This window comes from Streptomyces sp. 3330, from assembly GCF_031456635.1.
Lineage (GTDB): Bacteria > Actinomycetota > Actinomycetes > Streptomycetales > Streptomycetaceae > Streptomyces.
The window spans coordinates 171241-191963 of record NZ_JAVDVA010000009.1 but is presented as its reverse complement, the minus strand read 5'-3'; the positions used below and the strand labels follow the sequence as shown (position 1 = coordinate 191963).

The following is a 20723-nucleotide window of genomic DNA, read 5'->3' as shown; positions in this document are numbered from 1 at the left end:
GAGCTGACCCGTTTCCAACCCCGACCACGGCATGCCCGGCAAGCTAAGTGCCCGCCCTGCACCGACCCCTGACTCGTCACGACCGCACCCCCTTCTCCAAGTGGCCTTAGCCACTGAATGGATAGTGGCATTAGCCACTTGGGGGATGCAAGCCGTTCGAGGAAATGGCGCGATTCATCAGGTGAGGGGGTAGCCCTGCTCGAACGCCCAGCGCTGCGGCGGGTAGGTGGCTTCGGCGAACTCCAACGGCCGGTCCTGCAGATCGAAGACGACGTGGTGCACGACCAGGACCGGTGAGTTGGGGTCGAGTTGCAGGTCCGCCGACTCCTCACCAGTCGCCTGCCGAGCGCACATGCGGTCCTCGGCGTAACTCCCCTGCCGTCCGGTCGTGTTCTCGACGTACATCAGCGTGCCCTCTTGGATCCGCTCCGAATCGAGGAGCTTGGGCGCCCGCTGTCCGACGTCAGGCGCGAACCACGACGTGGAGAGCGTGATGGGGCCGTCCTGGTTGTTGGTGACGCGGCGGCGGTGCACTGCCCGACGATCCTTCACCAGCCCCAGCGCCTCAGCGACGTAGTCAGGAGCATCCAGCCACCCGGCCGACGTGATGACCGCGTACTCACCAGGCGTGTAGATCTTCCCGGTCTGCCGCGCCCGCCCATACAACTCCCGTGCACGTCGGTTCACTTCGAGACTGCGCACATACGTGCCCGACCCCTGCCGCTTCTCGACGAGCCCCTGGTGGCTCAGCGCTTCCAGGGACCGCGCCGCCGTCGGCCTGGACACCTTCCAGTTGGCCGCAAGCTGCCGTTCCGAGGGGACCTCGTCCCCTGGCCTCAGGTCGCCCCGAAGGATCTGATCGCGGATGTAGTGACCGATCTGGAGATACTTCGGCTGCGCCTCTTCGATCTGAGGCATGTCCCCTCCTCATCCAAGTGGCTATGGCCTCTAGCCACTATAGGGTCGGTGGCCAGACCCCGAACCCGTAATGTTGAGCACATGACGCGGTTGATCGTCGCAGCAGGAGGAGGGGGCGACGCAGTCGCCGCCGCAATGCTTGACGCCGCCTTGTACGGCGACGATGGCCAGGCGGTGATCCTCACGTACGCGTGGGACCGCCTGTTGGTCGACCCGGTGCCGGGCCCACGCGCCCCTTCCGACTTCACCGGCCTACAGCAGCTCACCAAAACCGTGTGGTCAGTGCCGGCCGCGGCCAGCCCGATCGCCCCGGCAGGATCCACCCTCCCCCGGCTCGCCGCTGAGCTCCCCCACGCCTTCGCCCTGATCGACCCGCACCATGGCGCCGAAGGCGTAGCGCGCCAACTCGAAGAGCTAATAGCCCTCTTGGCGCCGACCTCAGTCGATCTCCTGGACGTGGGGGGAGACATCCTCGCGCGAGGCGACGAACCGACCCTCAAGAGCCCTCTTGGGGACGCTCTGACCCTGGCCGCCTGCTGTCAGGTGAAAGCTCCCGTGCGGCTCCTGGTGGCCGGCCCCGGCCTGGACGGCGAACTCCCGGCCGACGACGTACGCAGCGTGCTCGGCCACTTGGTCCACACGTTCAGTCCGAAGGACACGGAGCCGGTGAGCGACGTTCTAGAGTGGCATCCGTCCGAGGCCACGGGAATGCTCGCTGCGGCAGCGCGAGGGGCAAGGGGCGTGTGCGAGGTACGCGACGCCGGGCTGCTCGTTCCACTCACAGATGACAGCCCCATATTGCACGAAGTCGACATGGACGACGCTCTGCACCGCAACGAGCTGGCCCGCGCGGTCCTGTCGACCACCAGCTTGGACGAGGCCGAGGCCCACAGCCGAGAGGTCTGCGGCTATTCGGAGATCGACTACGAACGCAACAAGGCCGCCTGGCTCAAGGACCAGCCAGCCGTGAAGCTCGATCCGGACGCCGTGCTCTCCGAGCTCGAAGCGTTCGAGGACGAGGCCCGACGCCGCGGAGTCACCCACACGACCTTCCGCCACCTCACAGAGGTCCTGAACCTCAACGGCACCCAGCGAGACGACCTGCGCCAGCTCCTCATCAGCGCCCGACCGGAGCGCTATTGCCCACCCCTCTGGACCATCCCAGCCGAGACTGAGTAACAACCTTCTTCACGGGTTCAAGGCGGCTCGCTCCGCTCCCCGCGCGCGGCCCGGCCCCCGGCCGGGCCTGCGCTCATGTCTTCGCCCCGCTCCAGCCCGGCCGGCGCCCGTGCCGCGCTCCGAGCAATCAGGCACCTGATGCCAGAGAAGGGGTGCGTCGTGGCTGGGGCGGTCGGCTCCACGGCTTTACGGAGCCACTTTGGCGCGAGCCTCGAAGATCATGGCCCCAACGTCGTGCTTTACCGGGCAGGTCCACAGACTGCCCGACGCGCCGGAAGCTTACGGGGCCATGATCACTCGCGCCAAAGCAGCGCCACCCCAAAGCCGCTCCGTCGACCTTGAGGAGCTGCTGCGACTTGAGTATCTTCCCTAGCCATGACCAGGGAGCGCTAGATCAGCACTTCCAAGCGATCTCTATAGTAACTCGCCCATTTTTCTTTAAAGTCGCATGTTGCAAGATAAGCCCGCGCAACATAATCTTCGACGCCTTTATAGGTCACTGGCGCTAAACCGAAGTGGGATTTCACTCGATACGCGAGATAGGGAGCAAGCCATTTCCCCTTCACCAGACGATGACCATACCCCTTGGAGAAGCAAGTACTTATGCGCCCTCTGACACGGGCCGAGACTGCATTGTAGTCTGCTGGACTGAGCCGCGTAGATGCGGCTATTTTCGTTCCGGCGGCTGCCAGTTTGGCTGGCTCGGCAGCCCCGTACTTTGGATTATTGACCCAAGACTCCCGGCCGAATCCGACGTCACAGCCAGCCCCCGTTGCTTTGGCTATAGTACAAAGGGTTATCCAGTCCCTCCACCCGTTCGCCAGATCTCCAACCCAACCGTTCAAATCAGTCGCAAGTTGGCTCGCCGAGGATGAATCCAGGGAGAATACCCCCGCCAAAGCTTCCTTGTCATTCCCGCGGACAAAAATTTCAGCTTCAACATCGAACATGTCCGTGTAAATAACATGGGGGGACCTTCTCCTCCCTCCGGAGAAATCGTCATTGTCTCTGTCGACCATGAAGGCGATTGAGTGCTTCCGGCTCGAAGAAGCAACGGTTAGCTTGCCAGCCGCTTTAAAGTAGTCAAAATGCGCCAGCACAGCTTTCTTGCCGCCCGCAGCGGCTCCCGTGGTATCATCTTTGATTTGCTCAGCCAGCCATACCTGGTAACCGGCGGACTCAATTGTTGCACTACTATCGCAGACGCGATCATAGAATCGCGCGTCCAAATCTTTTCCCTCTACGATAACAAACAAGGAATCTTGCGAGATCTGCACGCGGCGGGCAAAAGCCGATCTATTGTACGAAAGCCTACGACTCATAGTTCGTGGATCATCCTGTCCGGGAGTTCTGCCATGATCTCCGGGGAATGCGTAGCGAGGACGAGCTGCGCCCTAGGGTTGATCGTCCGCATCGCATTGACCAAGCGATGCTGCCAATCAACATGCATCGAGATCTCTGGCTCATCCACGATCACAGAATTAGGCCCAGCCGCCAGGCATTCAACCAAAAGCCGCACCACCTGCTTTTGGCCGCTCGAAAGGGCTTCCAAGGGAACCTCGTCATTACCTTGCCTGATTTTAAGAAACCTCCCTTCAAAGTCTACTCGCATACGCCCTTGAAATAGATCATGGATCAGACGCTCCACTGTTTGCTTTGGCTCTTGGGCGTTTTCTACCTCTTTTTGGACTTCTACAATTTCGGCGACAACCTCACGCATCAAGTCATTCGATAGGAAATTTTCCGAAAAGCTTTCATAGTCCCCAACCCTGAGGTGGAGATTTTGATCCTCAAAAAAGCTCTTAACTGCCGTATAGGCGGCCTCGACATCGATATTCGCCAGACTGGCCCGCTTCTTGCGTGGCGAAATTGACCTCGTGATGACTGATCCTGCGATTGCCGCCAGGCCATTCTGTTGAGCACGACGGATCTGCATGAGTTCACGGGTGTTGTAATCTTGCCAAATTGCCTGAATTTGTCGTGCGAACATTCGATCGTAGGCCACCTCATCCAAGATGTCCCCGGTGCTGCCACCCATCCGCATTCTGGGGCTGTCGCTCAGTCGCAAGATGGATAGATAACTGTGCCGAAAAACACGTCCAGAAGAGTCTGACGGCTTAGTAATCCAACGCATCTTTCCGGCTTGGTCTATCAGTCGTTCACCGACTTGCCGATCTAGCAATTCATAATCATCAAACAGTGTCTCTGGCGGCTCGATCGCGACGTTTTTCGCCTTAGGATTCCTGATCGTTCGTTCGACTTCCCTGCTTCCCGTTTGAATCTTTACTACAGCCCAGTCAAAAGGGACTCGCACAAGAAGAGAGGCTTCCTCCTGAAGTGCGCTATGCAAGATCTTAAGCATCGATGTCTTGCCGCTACCATTCAGCCCCCAAAAGACATTTACGTCAGGTTCGAGGGAATGACGAATAACGCCTGGTCGTCCAGCAAGGCCAGCAATCTCGAAACTTACAATACTTGGCACGCCGAGTCTCCCACCTTCTAAGTAGGCCTTCACTGCAGAATCATAGAGCCGTCACTACATCTGATCGTGGTTTTCCATCAAACTGAGTAGGGCGTGCCTTGGCCTACGGCACCGCACCGCCCTTGGTCAACCCTGGAACAGCGCCCAGATGCGCCTCTAGCTACCCAATCCGAGACTTGCCCACGCTCTGCCTCCGCTGTTGACAGTGATCACTCCCATCGCCTCTGCGTGCGACGGCGTTAAGCTGGCTAACTAGTCGACGGGGAACGCGGAGCCCAGAGTCGTCGGGTTCCCACGCTCATACAGGGCAGAGCTAACGTGATCCCTCACGAACCAGTGCCATGACTCCCCCTCTACTGCGACGATGTCGGCGAGCCCGTCCCCCGCGTCCCTCTCAGTTTCCGTCTCATTCAGCGCCGTTCGCGGACGTTCAGACGGGACCGAAGCCCGTAGCCGCTCCGGTGACCAGCCGACCATGAACGCAGATGAACGCCCCCGACCGCGGGCCACAACCCCGCCACCACAGCTGGAAAGCGTGCGCCTGGACCGGCGCTCGGAGAAGGTTGAGGGGCAGCCGACGCCCGAGTGATAGACAGCCGCCATGGCGCACTTCTTCGTACTGATCGACGGCGAGTCGGGCGGGTGGGGGGTCGACGCTGAGGCGCTGACAACGGCGATACGGGCTCGATGGGCAACCGTCGAGATCGACTCGACGCACCGGAGCTCGGCGCAGAGCCTCAGTTGGTCCGTCGAGGCAGAGAACGGTCCAGGCGAGGCACACCTGCACGAGGACGGTACTTGTCTGTACCTGGATGTGTGGCAGGAGGACGCTGCGTGGCTTGCGGTCGTGTTCCGCAGGCTCGCTCCGACGCACCTTGACGTGGTGTTCTGCGACGAGGGCTACACCTGCGACGTTCGCCTACGGCCGGAGGCCACCGACGCTGAGCTGATCGACCTGATGATGCAGTCTGACCCAGCGGCGGAGACCCCGCGCACCACAAGTGCACCAGAGCGAGCGGGAAACCACGGTGAAAGCGGCCGAGGTCGATGAGACCCGGTGCCAGGTGAAAGCCCAGTTCAGCAGCCCTACCGGCCCCAAATGACAGCAGCTTCCCAAGCTGAGGGCTCAGGCAGTGTCCCCCCGGGTCGGCCGGCACAGCTTGCTCTGATCGACGACAGGGCAGCGTGGCTGAGGTCGGTTGGGGTGCAGCGAGGCACACGCGAGCCAGGTCGGTCGGCGCACCCACCGTCGTGGCTGACTGTCGTCGGTTGAGGTCCAAGCGGCTTGCGTCAACGGTGCACCGTGCGGTTGGGCTGGGGTGGCGTCTACGCGTTGCGTGATTCTGCGATGTGGAAGGGGAATGCAGCCCTGTGGCGGAAGAAGGCCAGGGGAGGGGCAAACAGGTGGCGCAACGGGGCAGCGGCCGAGGCAACGACTATCAGCGGCAGCAGCAGGCGTTACGACGTGCCCAGGAGCAAAGGGCACGACAATCGGAGCGGGAACGCAGGGCCGCTGAGACGGCCAGCAAGCGGCAGGAACGCGAGCGGAAGGCCGCGTATCAGGAGCAGCAGGCGGAGCAGGCGCAGGTGCGCACGATCGGGGTCGATCACGAGGTCGAGCAGCTCGGGCAGTTGCTCCGTGACGCGTTGGTGGGCGATCCGCCTACGACCTTTGAGCGCCGGCGGAGGACTCACACGCCGAAGACGTTAGACGAGCGCCCCTGGTCTCGTCCGGAGCCTTCCCCACGCTGGGAGGAGTTCGCACCACCGGAGCCTGGCGGTCTGGCTGCTGTCCTGGGTCTTGGCAGGAAGCGCTATGAAGCTGAGGTTGCCGAGGCGCGTGTGCGGTTCGGTGAGGCGCAAGAGCGCCACAGGCGAGCCGAGGAGAAGCGGCTGGCAACGCTGGAGCGGAAGCGTGCCGAGCACCGCCAGGCTGAAGCGCAGGCCCTTGACGAGGTGGCGGCTTTCAACGGGAAGTTGGACGAGGAGCGCGAGGCGTACGGGGCCGGGGATCCAGCGGCGGTCGAGGCTCATCTAGGGGCTGTTCTGGATGCGTCGGAGTATCCATTGGGCTTCCCCCGCAAGCATCGGATTGCCTTTCGACCTGCCACCGGTGACGTACTCGTTGAGATCCACTTGCCGCCTGAGGCGATCGTTCCTACCGCGCGGGGTTACCGGTACGTGAAGAACCGAGACGAGACGACCGTGCTGCCTCGTCCGGAGAAGGAGCGCAAGGAGATCTACGCCTCCGTCCTGGCGCAAGTCGCTCTGAGGACAGTGCACGAGGTCCTGACGAGCGATCCAGACCGGATCGTCAATGGCGTGATCCTGAACGGCCATGTGAGAACCATCGACCGGGCTACCGGTCAGGAGGTCTCACCCTGTCTGGTGACGCTCAGCGCCAGCAGGGAGCAGTTCGGGAAGCTCCGTCTCAGTCAGGTTGATCCAGCGCAGTGCCTCAGGGGACTCAACGCCCTGGTGTCTCCCAACCCCTACGATCTCGAACCGATTCGCCCCATCGTCGAGTTCGACCTGTCGAAGTACCGGCTCATGGACAGCATGGATGTAGTCGCTGGCCTGGACAGCAGGCCCGTGCTGGTGAAGCTGACGCCCACCGAGTTCGAGCACCTGATTCGCCAACTGTTCGAGGCGATCGGCATGGAGGCCTGGAACACCCAGGCCTCCAAAGACGAGGGTGTTGACGCGGTGGCCGTCAGCAAGGACCCCGTCTTCAACGGTGAGTGCATCATTCAGGCCAAGCGCTACAGCAAGCTCGTGGGCGTTGAGTCCGTCCAGGCGCTCGCCGGAGTGGTCGAGCACAAGCGTGCTGCCAAGGGGGTCCTGATCACCACATCGTGGTTCGGCAGGGCCAGCCACGACTTTGCCCGCCAACATGGCCGGCTCCAGCTCATCGAAGGGCCGGAACTCAAATACCTGATCAAGGAACACCTTGGCAAGGATGTGATCCCGGGCCCGGTCCCCCCGAAGAGGCGCCCCTCACGCTGAGGCCGGCGGCCCGCCCACTCAGACCGAGGAGCTGGGCCGTCCCTGGGCCGTCCGAGGCCGCTCAACAGTGCTCAATGTCGACCGACGACGACCACCAGGTGCACGACCCCACCGCCCCTGACCAGCAAATACCCTGCTCACCAAGATCCCCGGCAAGACCCAGGGCAAGAAGAAGTAGACCGGCTGCGCCTGACACTCAGTCGTCAAGCTTCGCCCACCTGGACGGGCAGCAGACCCCTTCTACCGGCGCGACTTGCCTTGGTCGACAGCATCGCGGCGTGGCTGAGGCCGGTGAAGGTGCGACATGTACACGCGAGCGTGGGCGGTCGGCGCGCCCGTCGTCGTGGCGGACGGTCATCGGCTGAGTTGCAGGCGTCGCACGGAGGGTGGCCGCCGTCAGCTGATCAGGGCAAGAGTGGTCCCCCTGGACCGTCGGGCCAAAAGTGACGTACACGAGGTGCGCCGTGGTCGTCCTCTCGCCTCAAGATCGCCTTGCGCACAGAAGCTCCACAATCGGCGACGAGGGGATATCTTCATCATCCAACCGTCTTGGACTGGAAGGGCAGGGCCAAGTACCGCATGGCGTATGACCTCGCACCTCCCGAGCCTGCTGGGATGGTGGCCTCCCTGAGTTCGCTGGGCTACTCACTCCCTGATGCCGTCGCAGACTTGGTGGACAACAGCGTCTCGGCCAGAGCGGGGACGATCGATGTGGAGTTCACCTGGGACGGGCGCTTCTCGTGGATAGCCGTGGTCGACGATGGTCATGGCATGTCGGAGGATGCCTTGGTCACCGCGATGACCGTCGCGGCCCGCTGGTCAGCAACCGACCGCACTTCCCGGGACCTGGGCCGGTACGGAGTGGGGTTGAAGTCAGCTTCCTTCTCCCAGTGCCGGCTGCTGACGGTCTGCACCGCGGAGGTCGACGGCCCTTGGCACTCGCGGACGTGGGACCTGGACGTGGTTGAACAGACAGGTGAGTGGCGCCTGCTCCGACAGCCGCCGGCCGAGGCCGAGAAGGCCTTGGAGCAACTCACCGCAGGACGGTCCGTCGGCACAATAGTTCTGTGGCAGCGGCTCGCCGGGTACGGGGAGATCACCGCCGCCGATCGCAAGACTCAACGGCAGTTCTACGACGAGGCTGAGAAGGTCCGCGGCCACCTCGGTCTCGTCTTCGCCCGGTTCCTCTCTGGATCGGCCGCGTTGACGTTGCGTGTCACGGGCTTGGCCGTCGAGCCGTGGGACCCATTTCTGTCCAACCACCCGTCGGTGCTGCATCACCCGGTGGAGAACCTGCCACTCGAAGGGCACAAGGTCAGGGTCGAGCCGTACATACTCCCGGGACTTCAGCGACTGACCTCTGCCGAGGCGGAACGTGCCGGGGGACCCAGGGGGTGGCTTCGGCAGCAGGGTTTCTACGTGTACCGCCGGAACCGACTGCTTCTCGCCGGGAGTTGGCTGGGCATACGTGGGCTCCGGCGCGAGGAGAAGTACAACCTGGCCCGCATCGCCGTCGACATTCCGGCGGAGACTGACGCCCAATGGCAGGTTGATGTCCGGAAGGCGACAGTGGTGCCGCCGGTCGTACTGCGCCAGCATCTCCAGCGCATAGCGCGCACGGTTCGGTCCGCCGCAGCCGAGACCGTCCGCAACCGGGGTCAAATAGCGGCACGGCAGCGCGCCGAGAACCTGTCATTCGCGTGGAACGTACGGCGGGACGAGAACATGGTCCACTGCCGGATCAACCGAAAGCACCCCTTGGTGGAGGCGGTACTACAGGAGGGGGGCGGCGATCCGGCGAACATCCGGGCGCTGCTGCGGTTGCTGGAGGAGACAGTACCCGTGCCGGCGCTGCGAGTGCTGCACGAGGTCGACACGGCAGATGATCCCGAACCCTTCGGTGGTCCGGGAAGGGCCACTGATGAGGCGATCAACGTGGCTCAGCGCATGTTCGATGTACTTGTCGCCCAAGGCCGCTCCCCGGATGAGGCACGACGGGTCATCCGCACAACGCAACCTTTCGACCAGCTGAATGGATTCTGGAACAAGTGACCGCACGGGTGGGGCGTACCCTCCTGTTCCCGTCCAGCAAGTCACATATCTCCAGGGGGAGGAATTTGTGGATCCGGCAGTCAGTAAGGACCTGTCCTTTGCGCTGAAGGTAGCCATTCAGTTTCTGCCGGAAGACCGGCAGGCTACTTCAGACGAGGTGACCAAGGCTGTTGAGACGGCCAAGATGGTCGCCGGCCTCAACGGCGTAAGGGTGGAGGCAGCCGATCTGCGCAAGCTGGTCGAGTCCCGCACCACCATCTTCCAGGAAAGTTCAGCAGGGCTGAGTGACAGTGAGAACCACGTCCGATGGCTGCCCGATGCCAAGAACGACCGTTCGTGGGCCTTCTGGACCCGGTATGAGCGCTTTCTGAAGCATTCGCGAGGTATGCCGCTCCAAGTAGTGAACAGCATCGACCGGACGACGGACGAGGTTCTCGGGGAGTTGGAGGATCCGCACCGACCCGGCTCTTGGCGTCGAATGGGGCTGGTGATCGGCCAAGTCCAGTCCGGGAAGACCGGCCAGTTCATCGGTCTGGCGGCAAAGGCTGCCGACGCCGGATACCGGCTGATCGTAGTCTTCGCCGGCGTCCTCAACGACCTACGCGCCCAGACACAACTCCGCGTCGACGAAGGCTTGCTGGGCTTCGATACTCAGTACCAGCTCCGGTCCGACCAGGAGGGCGCCGACCGCTACATCGGCGTCGGCGCCATGGCCGGTGAGCCCCGTCTTCACGTCGCGTCGCTGACCAACAGCACCGAGAAGGGCGACTTCGACCGGAAGACCGCCTCCAAGGCGAACCTACCGATCGGCAACTTCCCGGTTGTTCTCGTAGTCAAGAAGCACCCGAAGATCATCGACTACCTGCGCACCTGGGTCACGGAGGTCCACGGCGTCGAGGACCCCAAGACGGGTCGCAAGATAGTGCAGGACATCCCCCTCTTCGTCATCGACGACGAGGCCGACAACGCGTCCGTGAACACGGCGCGTGACGGTACTGACCCCACCAGCATTAACGCCGCTATCCGCAAGTTGCTGACCAGTTTCGACAAGTCGTCCTACGTGGGCTACACCGCGACCCCCTACGCGAACATCTACATAGACCCGGATGCTGACCACGACAGCCTCGGCGGCGACCTGTTTCCCGAGAGCTTCATCCGTACATTGCGGGCGCCGTCCAACTATCTCGGTCCGGAGCGACTGTTCGGTCTGCGTGCCTATGCGGAAGAAGAGGACATCGACCCACTGCCGCTGGTACGCCATGTCGACGACACCGAGAACTGGGTTCCAGAAAAGCACAAGTCCGGCTTCACGGTGACCGCCGAGCTGCCGGATTCGTTGCGGCGTGCCATCCACTCCTTCGTACTGACCTGCGCCGCCCGCCGCGCGCGGGGGCAGGTAGATGTCCACAACTCGATGCTGGTGCACGTCACCCGTTTCACCAAGGTGCAAGGGCAGGTCCGAGACCAGATCGACGACTACGTGAGGCTTCTCCGGAACGGTCTAAGGGACCGCTATGGAGACGCGTCTCGTGCGCACATGAACGAACTGCGGCTTATATGGGAGGAGGACTTCGAGCCGACCACCGCTTTCTTCACCGCGGACGAGGCCGAACGGCTGTCCTGGGAGCAAACCGCCGCCGAAATCCTCCCCGCGATCCAGAAGCTCGAGGTCAAGGCCATCAACGGGGTGGCCAAGGACGTACTCGACTACTACTCGAACCGTCACACAGGCATGTACGTCATCGCTGTCGGCGGGCAGAAGCTGTCGCGTGGCCTCACCCTTGAGGGTCTTTCGGTGAGCTACTACCTGCGCTTCGCCAAGACCTACGACACCCTGCTGCAGATGGGCCGCTGGTTCGGCTACCGGCCCGGCTACGAGGACCTGTGCCGGCTGCATACGACCACGCAGTTGGTGGCGGCCTACGAGGAGATCACAGCCGCGACCGACGAACTCCGCCGAGATATCGAGGAGATGGCGGCGATCGGCTTCACCCCTCGTGAGTTCGGTCTCAAGGTGCGCACGTCCTCTTTGGGTCTGAGCATCACAGCCGCCAACAAGATGCGTCAGGGCACGCGGGTGCGGCTCAGCTTTTCCGGCGAACTCGCCGAAACGACCATCTTTCCTCTCACCAACGGGAAGCCGAAGCACAACTTCGACAGCCTGCAGACATTCGTCCGCATGCTCTTGGCGCACACTGCACCGCAGGTCGACCCGAAGACTGGCAGCCTCGTGTGGTCGGACGTCCCTGCAGAGTTGGTGGCGTCCGGCTTTTTCGACCCCTACAAGTCCGCGCCGGAGGCGAACCGGATCCGTCCGGACGCCATCTCTGCCTACATCCAGCAGTGCGCCAAAGCCGGGGAGCTCGGCCGGTGGACCGTCCGGATCGTCTCCCGCCGGGGAGCGGAAATGTCCGTCGCCCTCGCGGAATACACCTTGGGCGCGGTTACACGAGCGGCCTCCAAAACCGCGCGCCCGGACCCCACGAAACACACCATCAAGCGCATCCTGAACCCCAAAGACGAGTCCCTCGACCTCGACCCAGAGCAATACAAGGCTGCTTGGGAGGCGACGAAGAAAGCCGCTGAAGGGCGCAAGAACCGCAACGGCGGACCGCTCGCACCCACCCTGCCCACGGGTGAGCCGCTTCGCTGGCAGCGCCGCCCCGACCAGGCTCACCTGCTCATCTACATGATGGAGCCGCCAAAGACGAGCCCCGATGTACCACTGATCGGATTCGCCGCCAGCTTCCCCTTCTCCAAGGCCCACACCGCGACCGAGTACGTCGTGAATGCTCCCTGGTGGAAGGACGACTCGGACGACCTCAGCGACGAGGACGGGGCCGAAGACGCGTGATCAACGAAGCACTGTGGCAGGAGCTGGAGGCACCACAGCCGAACCGGGGGCGCTCCACCCGGCGGTTGTTCCCCGAGAGCGGGCACGACATCCATGTGGGCGTGTCCCAACCGGGGCGGCAACGCATGCTGCTGGTGAGAGGCGGTTCACGGGCGGTCGACCGTGCGCGCCCCCTCCTCGTCGACCTGCGGGAGACTCACGGCCTGAGCCTGTCGTGCAGTTCAGTGAGCAATCGGGAGTTCGAGCTCCAGATCTCGCTGACCGCCGGTGAGCTGCGGGAGGTTTTTACCCCTCTCGCAGAAGACATCGCGCGTACCTCGAAGGACGCGTCGTCGGAGACCGTTCTCGAGCGGGCGGTCCGACGGTTCACACACTGGCAGCAACTCATGCGCAGTGTCGGAACGCAGGGTCTGGGCAGAGAGGCCCGGCTGGGGCTCTTCGGGGAGCTGCGCTGGCTTCGCACCCACCTGCTCGCCGTCCTGCCGACGCATGTGGCGGTGGAGGCGTGGACCGGGCCAGAAGGCAGCAACCAGGACTTTCAGCTCGCGCCCGTCGCCATCGAGGTCAAAACGACCACCAAGAAGAACCCGAACACCGTCCGGATCGCCAATGAACGGCAACTCGACGATCGTGGCGTCAGCCGCCTGGTGCTCGTACACCTGGTCCTCGACGAGCGCCGGGGCGGTCTGGGCGAGAGTCTCAACTCAGTGGTGGACGATATCCGCACGGCCGCCAGCGGTACCTCGGCATCCGCCCTGTTCGAGAACCGTCTGATCCAGACCGGCTACTTGCCGCACCAGCGGGGCCTTTACGATGAACCGCGCTACACACTTCGTCGCGCCGACTTGTGGACCGTCGGCAAGGGATTCCCGCGCATCGTGGAGACCGACCTGCCCGACGGGATCGGCAACTGCGCCTACGACATCAGCGTCATCGCGCTTGAGAAGCACCGCACCACGACCGATGAGGTCACCGAAGTAATCAGAGGAACTGATGGCTGAGCTGCCCCTTGCCGACTACGCCCGAACCCTCACGGGCGACATACAGACCTTGGCAGAAGCGGAGGACGGCTCCATCCCGAGGACGTTCACCCGCTGGGTTCTGGAGCAGTTGGAGGAGTCCGGCTTCGTCTCCAACATGACCGTCGCCTACCACAGCGGGCACGGCGTCATGGTGTACGGCTTCGGATACAGCGACGACCGCTCGGTCCTCGACCTCTACACCACGGATTTCAGCCTCGAGCCCATGGTCGACAGACTGACCAAGGCCGACGTGACAAAGCACTACCGCAGGCTGCTCGCCTTCCTGCAGAAAGCCGGCAGCATCCGGGGCAACTTCGATCAGCCCACCGAGGTGCACCAACTGTGCGAGGGCGTCGAGAAGCTACTTGCCAACGCCTCCAAGGTGCGCCTCTTCCTTTTCAGCAACTGCGAGTCGGCAGCCCGCACGCAGCCGGAGCCCACCGACTTCAAAGGCCTCCCCGTCGAGCATCACCTCTGGGACCTCGCCCGGCTCTACCGTCACCAGACGTCCGGTGCCGCCAGCGAGCCGATTGTTGTGGAGTTCAACCCTCCGATCAACTGCCTGTCGGTGCAGAGCATCGAGCCCAATCTCTCCGTCACCCTCGCCGTCGTTCCCGGACGCCACCTCGCCGAACTGTACGAGGAGCACCGCACGCGACTTCTCGAGCTTAACGTGCGCGCGTTCCTGCAGGCCCGTAGCACGGTCAACCGGGGAATCCGCCTCACCCTACTCAACGAGCCGGGGCGGTTCTTGACCTACAACAACGGCATCACGGCAACGGCGACCGCCGCGGAATTTGTCGAGGACGCTGAAGGCAGGCGTGTCGGCATCCGCAGTCTCACTGGCCTCCAGATCGTGAACGGCGGGCAGACCACCGCCACCCTCCACCACGTCTTCAAACGGGACAAGAAGGATCTGGACGGTGTCAGCGTCCAGATGAAGCTGACGCTGATGGGCTCGGACGATCTGATGGCAATCGTCCCAAGCATCTCGCGGTACTCGAACACTCAGAACAAAGTCACGCTGGTCGATCTCTCGGCCAACGACAAGTTTCATGTCGAATTCGAACGGGTCAGTCGCACCCTGTGGGCGCCTCCAACCACCCCCGGCGGACCGCAGACACGCTGGTTCTACGAGCGGGCCCGTGGCTCGTACGCGGTGGAAGAAGCGAAGCACACCTCCATCGTCGCGCGGCGCAAGTTCAAGGCCGAGAACCCGGCCGCCCAGCGATTCGCCAAATCTGACCTTGCGAAGTTCGTCAACGCCTGGAACGGGTTGCCGCACCTTGTAAGCCGCGGAGCGCAGAAGAGCTTCGCCGCCTTCCAGGCCAACGTCAAGGAGCAGCCCCCAATAATCGATGCGGACTACTGCCGCCGAACGGTCGCCATGGGCATCCTCTTCAAGGAGGTCGACAAGGTGGCCAAGGCGCACGATGCGGGAAGCCACAAGGCTCTGATCACGGCCTACACGACGGCCCGCCTCTGCGAGGAGACTGGCCGGCGTATCGACCTCGACCGCATCTGGCGGGAGCAGCAGGTTAGCGACGCGATCGTCCAAGCCGCCCACGACCTGTGTCCGCTGATCATGGAGATGGTCATCCAGGAGGGCAAGCACGTCACCGAGTGGGCGAAGAGCAGCAAGTGCTGGGAAGAGGTATCCCAAATCCCTTGGAGTGTTCCAGAGGAATTGGCCGAGGAGCTGCTGGCGAGGCCTGTCGAGTTCGCGGTGGACACCCAAGAGGAAGAGGAAGAGCAGCTTTCCCGGCTCAAGCAGATCGAGCTGAGCGAGTGGGAGATGCTGGCCGACTGGGCGCGGGAGACACGCGCCCTGGAGCTGGCCGAGCAGCAGATCGCCACTACGATCGCCGCCAAGCTGGCGACCAACGCCACCATCACGGCGGCCCAGGTCAGGAAGGCGCTGGAGGTCTACGACAACGCGATCGAAGAGGGCTTCAGCGCGTTCGCGCCGTAGGACGGCGCCTGAGGGCCTGCTCCCGAGACGGGGAGCGCTTTGGGAACAGGCCCTCGCAGCCCTGATCAGGGCGTGACCTGGCCGTCGTCCTCCTCGCTGGAGGCTTGGCTGTGCAGATCGGCTTCCAAAGGTTTGCCGACGCAGTGCTCGCGCAGCGGGCACTGCGCGCGGCCGGGCTGGTTGACTTGCAGTCCGAGCAACAGCTTGCGGTGATGATCGCTACGAAGCTAGCCCGGCGAAGGCAAGATCAGGCCTCCACGACCAGGGCATATCCCGGAGGTGCGCAGCAGCCCTCCAGCGCTGGCCCCGTGCGGCGGGACCCAGCACCCCTTCTTTAGCAGGTCCGAGGATGGCGTCAGCAGTGCGGCACAACGCGATCCCGCCGTCGCGTCGGAAGTAGCAAAGGTAACCTGTGTTGGTGTTTTCTCAGGAGGCGTCATGACGGAGATCGCGGAATCCTCGCGCAGCCCATACAAAGTGAAACTGGTACGGGGCCCCTTCCTTCGTCTGGAACCGCACCCGGAGGAGTGCGGGGATGACACCGCCTTCTTGCACTACGCGGAGCAGCTGCGTACGGAAGGGAAGCTGCTGGCAGCCGACCTGTTCTGCGGAGCCGGCGGTCTGAGTTACGGCCTGGAGTCTGCCGGGTTCCGTGTCGTCCTGTCCGCCGACCATGACCGTGAGGCCCTGGAGACGCACCGGCACCACTTCGGCGGGCTGACCTTGGACTGGGATCTAGGCGATGCGGACCGTGTCAAGCACGTGGCCGAGCTAGTCAAGCAGGCCGGTATCACCCTGCTCTCCGGCGGGCCACCATGCCAGCCGTTCTCCAAGGCGGGACGCTACAAGATCCGGCACCGCGTCCGGGAAGGACAGCGTGACCCATATGACGAGCGCCGGGACCTCTGGCGCTCATTCTTGGAGGTTGTCCGTCTCGCCCTGCCGCCTGCAGTCGTCATGGAGAACGTGCCAGACATGGCGCTCGACCGTGAAATGTTCATTCTGCGGACGATGGTCCACGAATTGGAGTCCCTGGGATACGCCGTGGAGGAGCGCGTCGTTGATACCTGGCGCTATGGCGTGCCACAGTTCCGACAGCGGTTGATACTCGTAGCGCTGCGTGACGGGCATCATTTCGAATGGCCCGATGAGACTCCGGACAAGGTTACGGTATGGAACGCCATCGGGGATCTGCCTGAGGTCGAGGGTGGGTGGCGCCCAGAGGGCGGCGCGCATGGATGGAAAGAGTACACACAACCCCTCACCCGCTTTCAAAAGAAGATGCGCAAGCAGGTGCCGAGCACTGACGCGGGCAAGGTTTTCGACCACATCACGCGACCGGTTCGAGAAGATGATGAAATCGCATTCGAGTCCATGTCTACCAGCACCCGGTACTCGGACCTCCCCGATGAATTGAAGCGTTATCGGGACGACATTTTTCGCGACAAATACAAGCGTCTTGACGAAGACGGCCTGTCGCGAACTATCACAGCTCATATCGCTAAGGACGGATACTGGTACATCCATCCCAGGCAGAACCGAACACTGACCGTGCGCGAAGCGGCCCGCTTGCAGACGTTCCCGGATGGATTCCGCTTTGCCGGTCCCCCCTCGGCCGCATTCCGGCAAGTCGGTAACGCGGTGCCTCCGTTCCTAGGTGAGCATCTCGGCGGTGCAGTCATGGCTGCCTTGGACGAACCGCAACCTGCCGGGCCCACCACGCAGCACATCGCCGAGACCTTGGCGAACTGGTTCACAAGCCTGTCGCATCGCAATCTTCCGTGGCTCACGGCGTCGTCTCGCTGGCAGGTCATCTCTGCAGAAATCCTGTTGGATAGAATGCCATCTCAACAATCCCGCCCGCTTTGGCCATTGCTAGCGCGCTGGACCACGCCCACCGACACACTCACCGCAGAGAAAGAACTGCTCGAGATTTCCCGATGGATCGGTCGGGAGCGGCGTGGCGAGCAGCTTCTCGCTGTAGCTACCGAGCTCGTCGGCGCTCCTCACATGCTTTCCGATGATGAGTTGCTGCCCAAAGTTGCCGGCATCAGTCAGGCCGTGGCCGACCTGGCCATTCTGACCGTACCGGTCAGCGCTCACGACGATGAGGCGGGTGGAGCCGATGATTCCGAGTCGGAAGAACCAGTGCTTGCACGCCAAGGGGTTCTTCGTGTCGCTGCACGGATGTCCGGCGAGGACGTCCACCGGCGCAACCGCCTGACCGATGGACGTCTCGCTGTGGCACGCCTGATCGGTTACGGCGCAAACGCGCGCAACGCGCATTTGGGACTGCTCGAGCTCGCCACCAGCCTCTGCCGACCTGCCGACCCGCTGTGCGTCGAATGCCCGCTGCAGAAGCTATGCGCTGGCTCTAAAGCCGAAGAGCAGAAACAGCAACTTCTCTACTGACAGCGGCGGCTGGTGGCTCACGTGTTCAATCCCAGCACCTGAGCCACCGCAGGGGCTTCCCTCTCAAGGACCGCCACGATGCGCAGCAAGGCCTCGTACTCCCCCGCTTGCATCGACGCGGCACGAAGCGCAAGCCCGGCATCTTTCATTGCGGCCGCCTCTTGTGATTCGGGACCATTCCATGCCGTCTGACGAGGCAAAGAGGGAACGGTAGTTCCGACTCCTGTGCCACGAGCAGTCTTTCGGTACGCCTCGTCCGCTCGGCTGCACAACTCGTTGATCGGCCGCTCCAGCATCTGGCGCAGCTGAATCGGGACGGTTACCCGAACCTTAGCAACGTTGATATTGAATGCGCCGTCTAGATCGGTGTCAAAGTCCAGTGAAGCGCGAGCCAGCTTGGTGTGTTCGTCGATCCCGCGAATTCCGTTCCAACCACCCCATTGCACGAGGCGATCGGCTCGATAGATGTAGAGCCCCTGTTGGCGGTTCCACTTCAATGGACCTGACAAGCGCTCAAATTGCTCTGGTGAGCTGAAATTTTCCTTGGCGGGCAACACGTAGCGACTCATTCGCACAGTTCCGCTGACTTTCCCTATGGTTACTTCAAACCGTTGGCTGGGAAGGTCCGCGCGTGCAGGCTCGTGCGGAGCGAAGGGGTTCCACGGCTCAACCTTTTCGCCGTTCACCGTGATGGTGATCCTTCGTCCGCTGCCAGTCCCCTCAAGGAAACGGTGAAAGACCATACCGAGATGCGCAGCCGTACGTTTGGCCATGGCATCCAGTCTCCGGCGCGCCCAGCCGCCTTCGGGTCGGCTTTCTGGCAGAACCCGGTCCAGCTTGTCCCAGACGACTACCGTGCCGATTGCCTCAGTGAGGTAGGCAACTGCACGATGAGGTAGGCCCTCACGCCCGGGGCGCAAAACCACCCATTGGTCCGATTCCGAGACCACGTCGAGATCGAGGGTGCGGATGTACAGACGGGGCGCGTTGACCGACGTTCGAGTAGCAACGGTGACAGCACGGCACTGGGACAGCGATGCCGTTTTCAACCCCAGCCCGTAGCGCCCAAGTTCCCCTTGCGCGTAGCCGCGTCGACTCCCGTACCGGAGCGCTTCCGTCAACTGACTTTCACTCATGCCAGCGCCGTCGTCAGCAATAAGAACGTACGAGTCGGGGCCGTCAAACTCTATGAAGATGTCTACATGATCGGCGCCTGCAGAGACGCTGTTGTCGACAAGGTCTGCAACGGCGGCAGGGAAGTCGTAACCGATGTCCCGCAACGACTCGGTGAGACGAGCCGCGGAGGGGGTGATGCTGTCAAACTTCGGTGGAGTCATAGATCAGGTGCTCCGAGACGTCGACGAGGGCGTCCAGGATCCCACACCCCACCACCAGACACGCTGTGGGCCCGGGTTGCGAGGGCTCGCCGTAGTCGCGGGATCGGGGCGAGACCGATGCCGGCGCGAAAACGACCGGTCGGCAGCTCCGAATGGGAGAGCGCGGACCGCCCCCATCGGGGCGCATCACGTTCGACACTTCACATCGCACAGAAAGCTGCATTCCACTTATCTGGGAGTAGCGTTTGCCGCGATCCATCATCGACGGGCTGAGTAAAGTCGTCGCCGTCAACGGGAGCCGCTGGCCGTTGGAGCAGCTGGGAGTCTGTGTCCATTGAGGACGCACGGGTGCGAACTCCTGAACCGACTCAGTCGGCCGTGGACTGTCCGTGGACTGGTCTCGCACGATCAGTCTCGCCTGGGGCTATGACCTGCTGCTTTATGCAGCTCTCAAGCGGCCTCCGGAGCCGTGTGTGCAGGGTTCGTATCCTGCCGCACCGCAGGCATGCTTTCGCTGAGGACGGGGTCTTGGCGTATCAGCAGGCGGGTGCGACCCGAAGCGGCTCTATGTCGGATCTCTCATGCCTTCGCCCCGCTCCACCCGGCCGACGCCCGGGCCGCGCACGCAGCCGTCTGATGCCAAGTGGGGTACGTCGTGGCTGGGGCGGTCGGCTCACGGCTCTACGCAGGCACTTTGACGCGACCCTCGAACATCACGGCCCCAACGTCACCGGGCAGGTACACAGACTGCCCGACGCACCGGGCGCTTCGGAGCCATGATCGCTCGCACCAAAGCAACTCCAGCCCAAAGCAGGTACATCGAGCTCGATTTCTCTCTTCAGATTTTTCGCCGGTATTCCTCGTTCGCTGCGGCATTTGAAATCTGACTTCTCACATCTTTCAAGATCAACAACACGCGATCCCTGATGTCGATCCAATCGTGCAGGCTGACGTATTCCTCGCGGCCGTGCGCGATATCATTACGATGCCTGAGCAGGCGCTTGTCGATCGTTGACTGATAGATCTCGTGACGACTTGCATCGCATCCGATTGAATGCATGATGTCCGCGAAAACCTCAAACTTCAAGTTTGATCGAGTGCGAATCGTTGCAGAACTATAAGGAAGATTGGCGGGCAGGGTGTCAGCTTCCCGTAGCAGATCGACGATCGCCGTGTGCGCGGAAGAGTTTTTTGAAGCCTCACCCTGACCTAGCTTTGCCCTGAGAGCGACTGCTGCGATCTCGGACCGCAATTCATTCACCTTGAGCCCTTTTCTGCTTATGTACTCAAGATAAGCGCGAGCCCCCTCTTTTACGTAGCCCTCCCAGTGAGCGTAGACAAGGGCCAGACCCCCGCGGAGCACCCCGGCGACCTGATGGGTCCGACACGTTGAAGCAACCTGCTCCCAGAGCTGCATCTCGTGGGTCCGCCATTTGAGGTCTTCCGTCAACGACGACTCAAGATGATCAATCGTGCGGATGATGGCCAT

The 20723-nt window shown here is 62.6% G+C and carries 14 protein-coding genes; 8 read left to right on the top strand and 6 right to left on the bottom strand.

Annotated features, from left to right (window positions below; translation table 11 throughout):
* Positions 1-177 precede the first annotated feature (177 nt).
* Positions 178-918, bottom strand: coding sequence for a GntR family transcriptional regulator (locus J2X68_RS17610; protein ID WP_310433493.1), 741 nt, complete (start codon positions 916-918; stop codon positions 178-180).
* Positions 919-999: 81 nt separating this feature from the next.
* On the opposite strand from J2X68_RS17610, the gene J2X68_RS17605 reads away from it, so the two are divergent.
* A complete protein-coding gene (locus J2X68_RS17605; protein ID WP_310433492.1) occupies positions 1000-2097 on the top strand; it encodes a DUF1152 domain-containing protein in 1098 nt (365 codons plus the stop codon).
* 389 nt (positions 2098-2486) lie between these two features.
* On the opposite strand, the gene J2X68_RS17600 is transcribed toward J2X68_RS17605, so the two are convergent.
* Positions 2487-3374 carry a hypothetical protein gene (locus J2X68_RS17600; protein ID WP_310433491.1) on the bottom strand — a complete coding sequence of 296 codons (888 nt, stop codon included), beginning with the start codon at positions 3372-3374 and terminating at the stop codon, positions 2487-2489.
* Between the two features lie 41 nt (positions 3375-3415).
* Positions 3416-4612, bottom strand: a complete 1197-nt coding sequence (locus J2X68_RS17595; RefSeq protein WP_310433490.1) for an ATP-binding protein — start codon at positions 4610-4612, stop codon at positions 3416-3418.
* Positions 4613-5180: 568 nt separating this feature from the next.
* Here J2X68_RS17595 and J2X68_RS17590 point away from each other — a divergent pair.
* The 6 genes from J2X68_RS17590 to J2X68_RS17565 all read left to right on the top strand — a co-directional run bounded on the left by J2X68_RS17590 (position 5181) and on the right by J2X68_RS17565 (position 15485).
* Positions 5181-5630, top strand: coding sequence for a hypothetical protein (locus J2X68_RS17590; RefSeq protein ID WP_310433489.1), 450 nt, complete (start codon positions 5181-5183; stop codon positions 5628-5630).
* A 320-nt stretch (positions 5631-5950) separates the two neighbouring features.
* Positions 5951-7585, top strand: coding sequence for a restriction endonuclease (locus tag J2X68_RS17585; protein ID WP_310433488.1), 1635 nt, complete (start codon positions 5951-5953; stop codon positions 7583-7585).
* Positions 7586-8134: 549 nt separating this feature from the next.
* The gene (locus J2X68_RS17580) at positions 8135-9637 is read left to right on the top strand and encodes an ATP-binding protein (RefSeq protein WP_310433487.1); all 1503 of its coding nucleotides are present in this window, start codon (positions 8135-8137) and stop codon (positions 9635-9637) included.
* Positions 9638-9704: 67 nt separating this feature from the next.
* Positions 9705-12491, top strand: coding sequence for a Z1 domain-containing protein (locus J2X68_RS17575; RefSeq protein ID WP_310433486.1), 2787 nt, complete (start codon positions 9705-9707; stop codon positions 12489-12491).
* Positions 12488-13492, top strand: coding sequence for a PD-(D/E)XK motif protein (locus tag J2X68_RS17570; protein WP_310433485.1), 1005 nt, complete (start codon positions 12488-12490; stop codon positions 13490-13492). Before J2X68_RS17575 ends, J2X68_RS17570 begins: the two co-directional genes overlap by 4 nt.
* A complete protein-coding gene (locus tag J2X68_RS17565) occupies positions 13485-15485 on the top strand; it encodes an AIPR family protein (RefSeq protein ID WP_310433484.1) in 2001 nt (666 codons plus the stop codon). The genes J2X68_RS17570 and J2X68_RS17565 overlap by 8 nt, the downstream gene beginning before the upstream one ends.
* A gap of 65 nt (positions 15486-15550) precedes the next feature.
* Here J2X68_RS17565 and J2X68_RS17560 read toward each other — a convergent pair whose 3' ends face one another.
* The gene (locus J2X68_RS17560; RefSeq protein WP_310433483.1) at positions 15551-15685 is read right to left on the bottom strand and encodes a hypothetical protein; all 135 of its coding nucleotides are present in this window, start codon (positions 15683-15685) and stop codon (positions 15551-15553) included.
* Between the two features lie 238 nt (positions 15686-15923).
* Here J2X68_RS17560 and J2X68_RS17555 point away from each other — a divergent pair, with 238 nt between their 5' ends.
* Positions 15924-17897 carry a DNA cytosine methyltransferase gene (locus J2X68_RS17555; RefSeq protein ID WP_310433482.1) on the top strand — a complete coding sequence of 658 codons (1974 nt, stop codon included), beginning with the start codon at positions 15924-15926 and terminating at the stop codon, positions 17895-17897.
* A gap of 17 nt (positions 17898-17914) precedes the next feature.
* Here J2X68_RS17555 and J2X68_RS17550 read toward each other — a convergent pair whose 3' ends face one another.
* Both J2X68_RS17550 and J2X68_RS17545 read right to left on the bottom strand, forming a co-directional pair.
* Positions 17915-19234 (bottom strand): ATP-binding protein, encoded by a 1320-nt coding sequence (locus J2X68_RS17550; protein WP_310433481.1) that lies wholly within the window; start codon positions 19232-19234, stop codon positions 17915-17917.
* Between the two features lie 838 nt (positions 19235-20072).
* Positions 20073-20723, bottom strand: coding sequence for an MAE_28990/MAE_18760 family HEPN-like nuclease (locus J2X68_RS17545; protein WP_310433480.1), 651 nt, complete (start codon positions 20721-20723; stop codon positions 20073-20075).

Excerpts from the sequence above, each read along its gene's own strand:
- J2X68_RS17610 (WP_310433493.1), bottom strand. The coding sequence starts at position 918 with ATGCCTCAGATCGAAGAGGCGCAGCCGAAGTATCTCCAGATCGGTCAC.
- J2X68_RS17605 (WP_310433492.1), top strand. The coding sequence starts at position 1,000 with ATGACGCGGTTGATCGTCGCAGCAGGAGGAGGGGGCGACGCAGTCGCC.
- J2X68_RS17590 (WP_310433489.1), top strand. The coding sequence starts at position 5,181 with ATGGCGCACTTCTTCGTACTGATCGACGGCGAGTCGGGCGGGTGGGGG.
- J2X68_RS17565 (WP_310433484.1), top strand. The coding sequence starts at position 13,485 with ATGGCTGAGCTGCCCCTTGCCGACTACGCCCGAACCCTCACGGGCGAC.
- J2X68_RS17555 (WP_310433482.1), top strand. The coding sequence starts at position 15,924 with ATGACGGAGATCGCGGAATCCTCGCGCAGCCCATACAAAGTGAAACTG.
- J2X68_RS17550 (WP_310433481.1), bottom strand. The coding sequence starts at position 19,234 with ATGACTCCACCGAAGTTTGACAGCATCACCCCCTCCGCGGCTCGTCTC.
- J2X68_RS17545 (WP_310433480.1), bottom strand. The coding sequence starts at position 20,723 with ATGGCCATCATCCGCACGATTGATCATCTTGAGTCGTCGTTGACGGAA.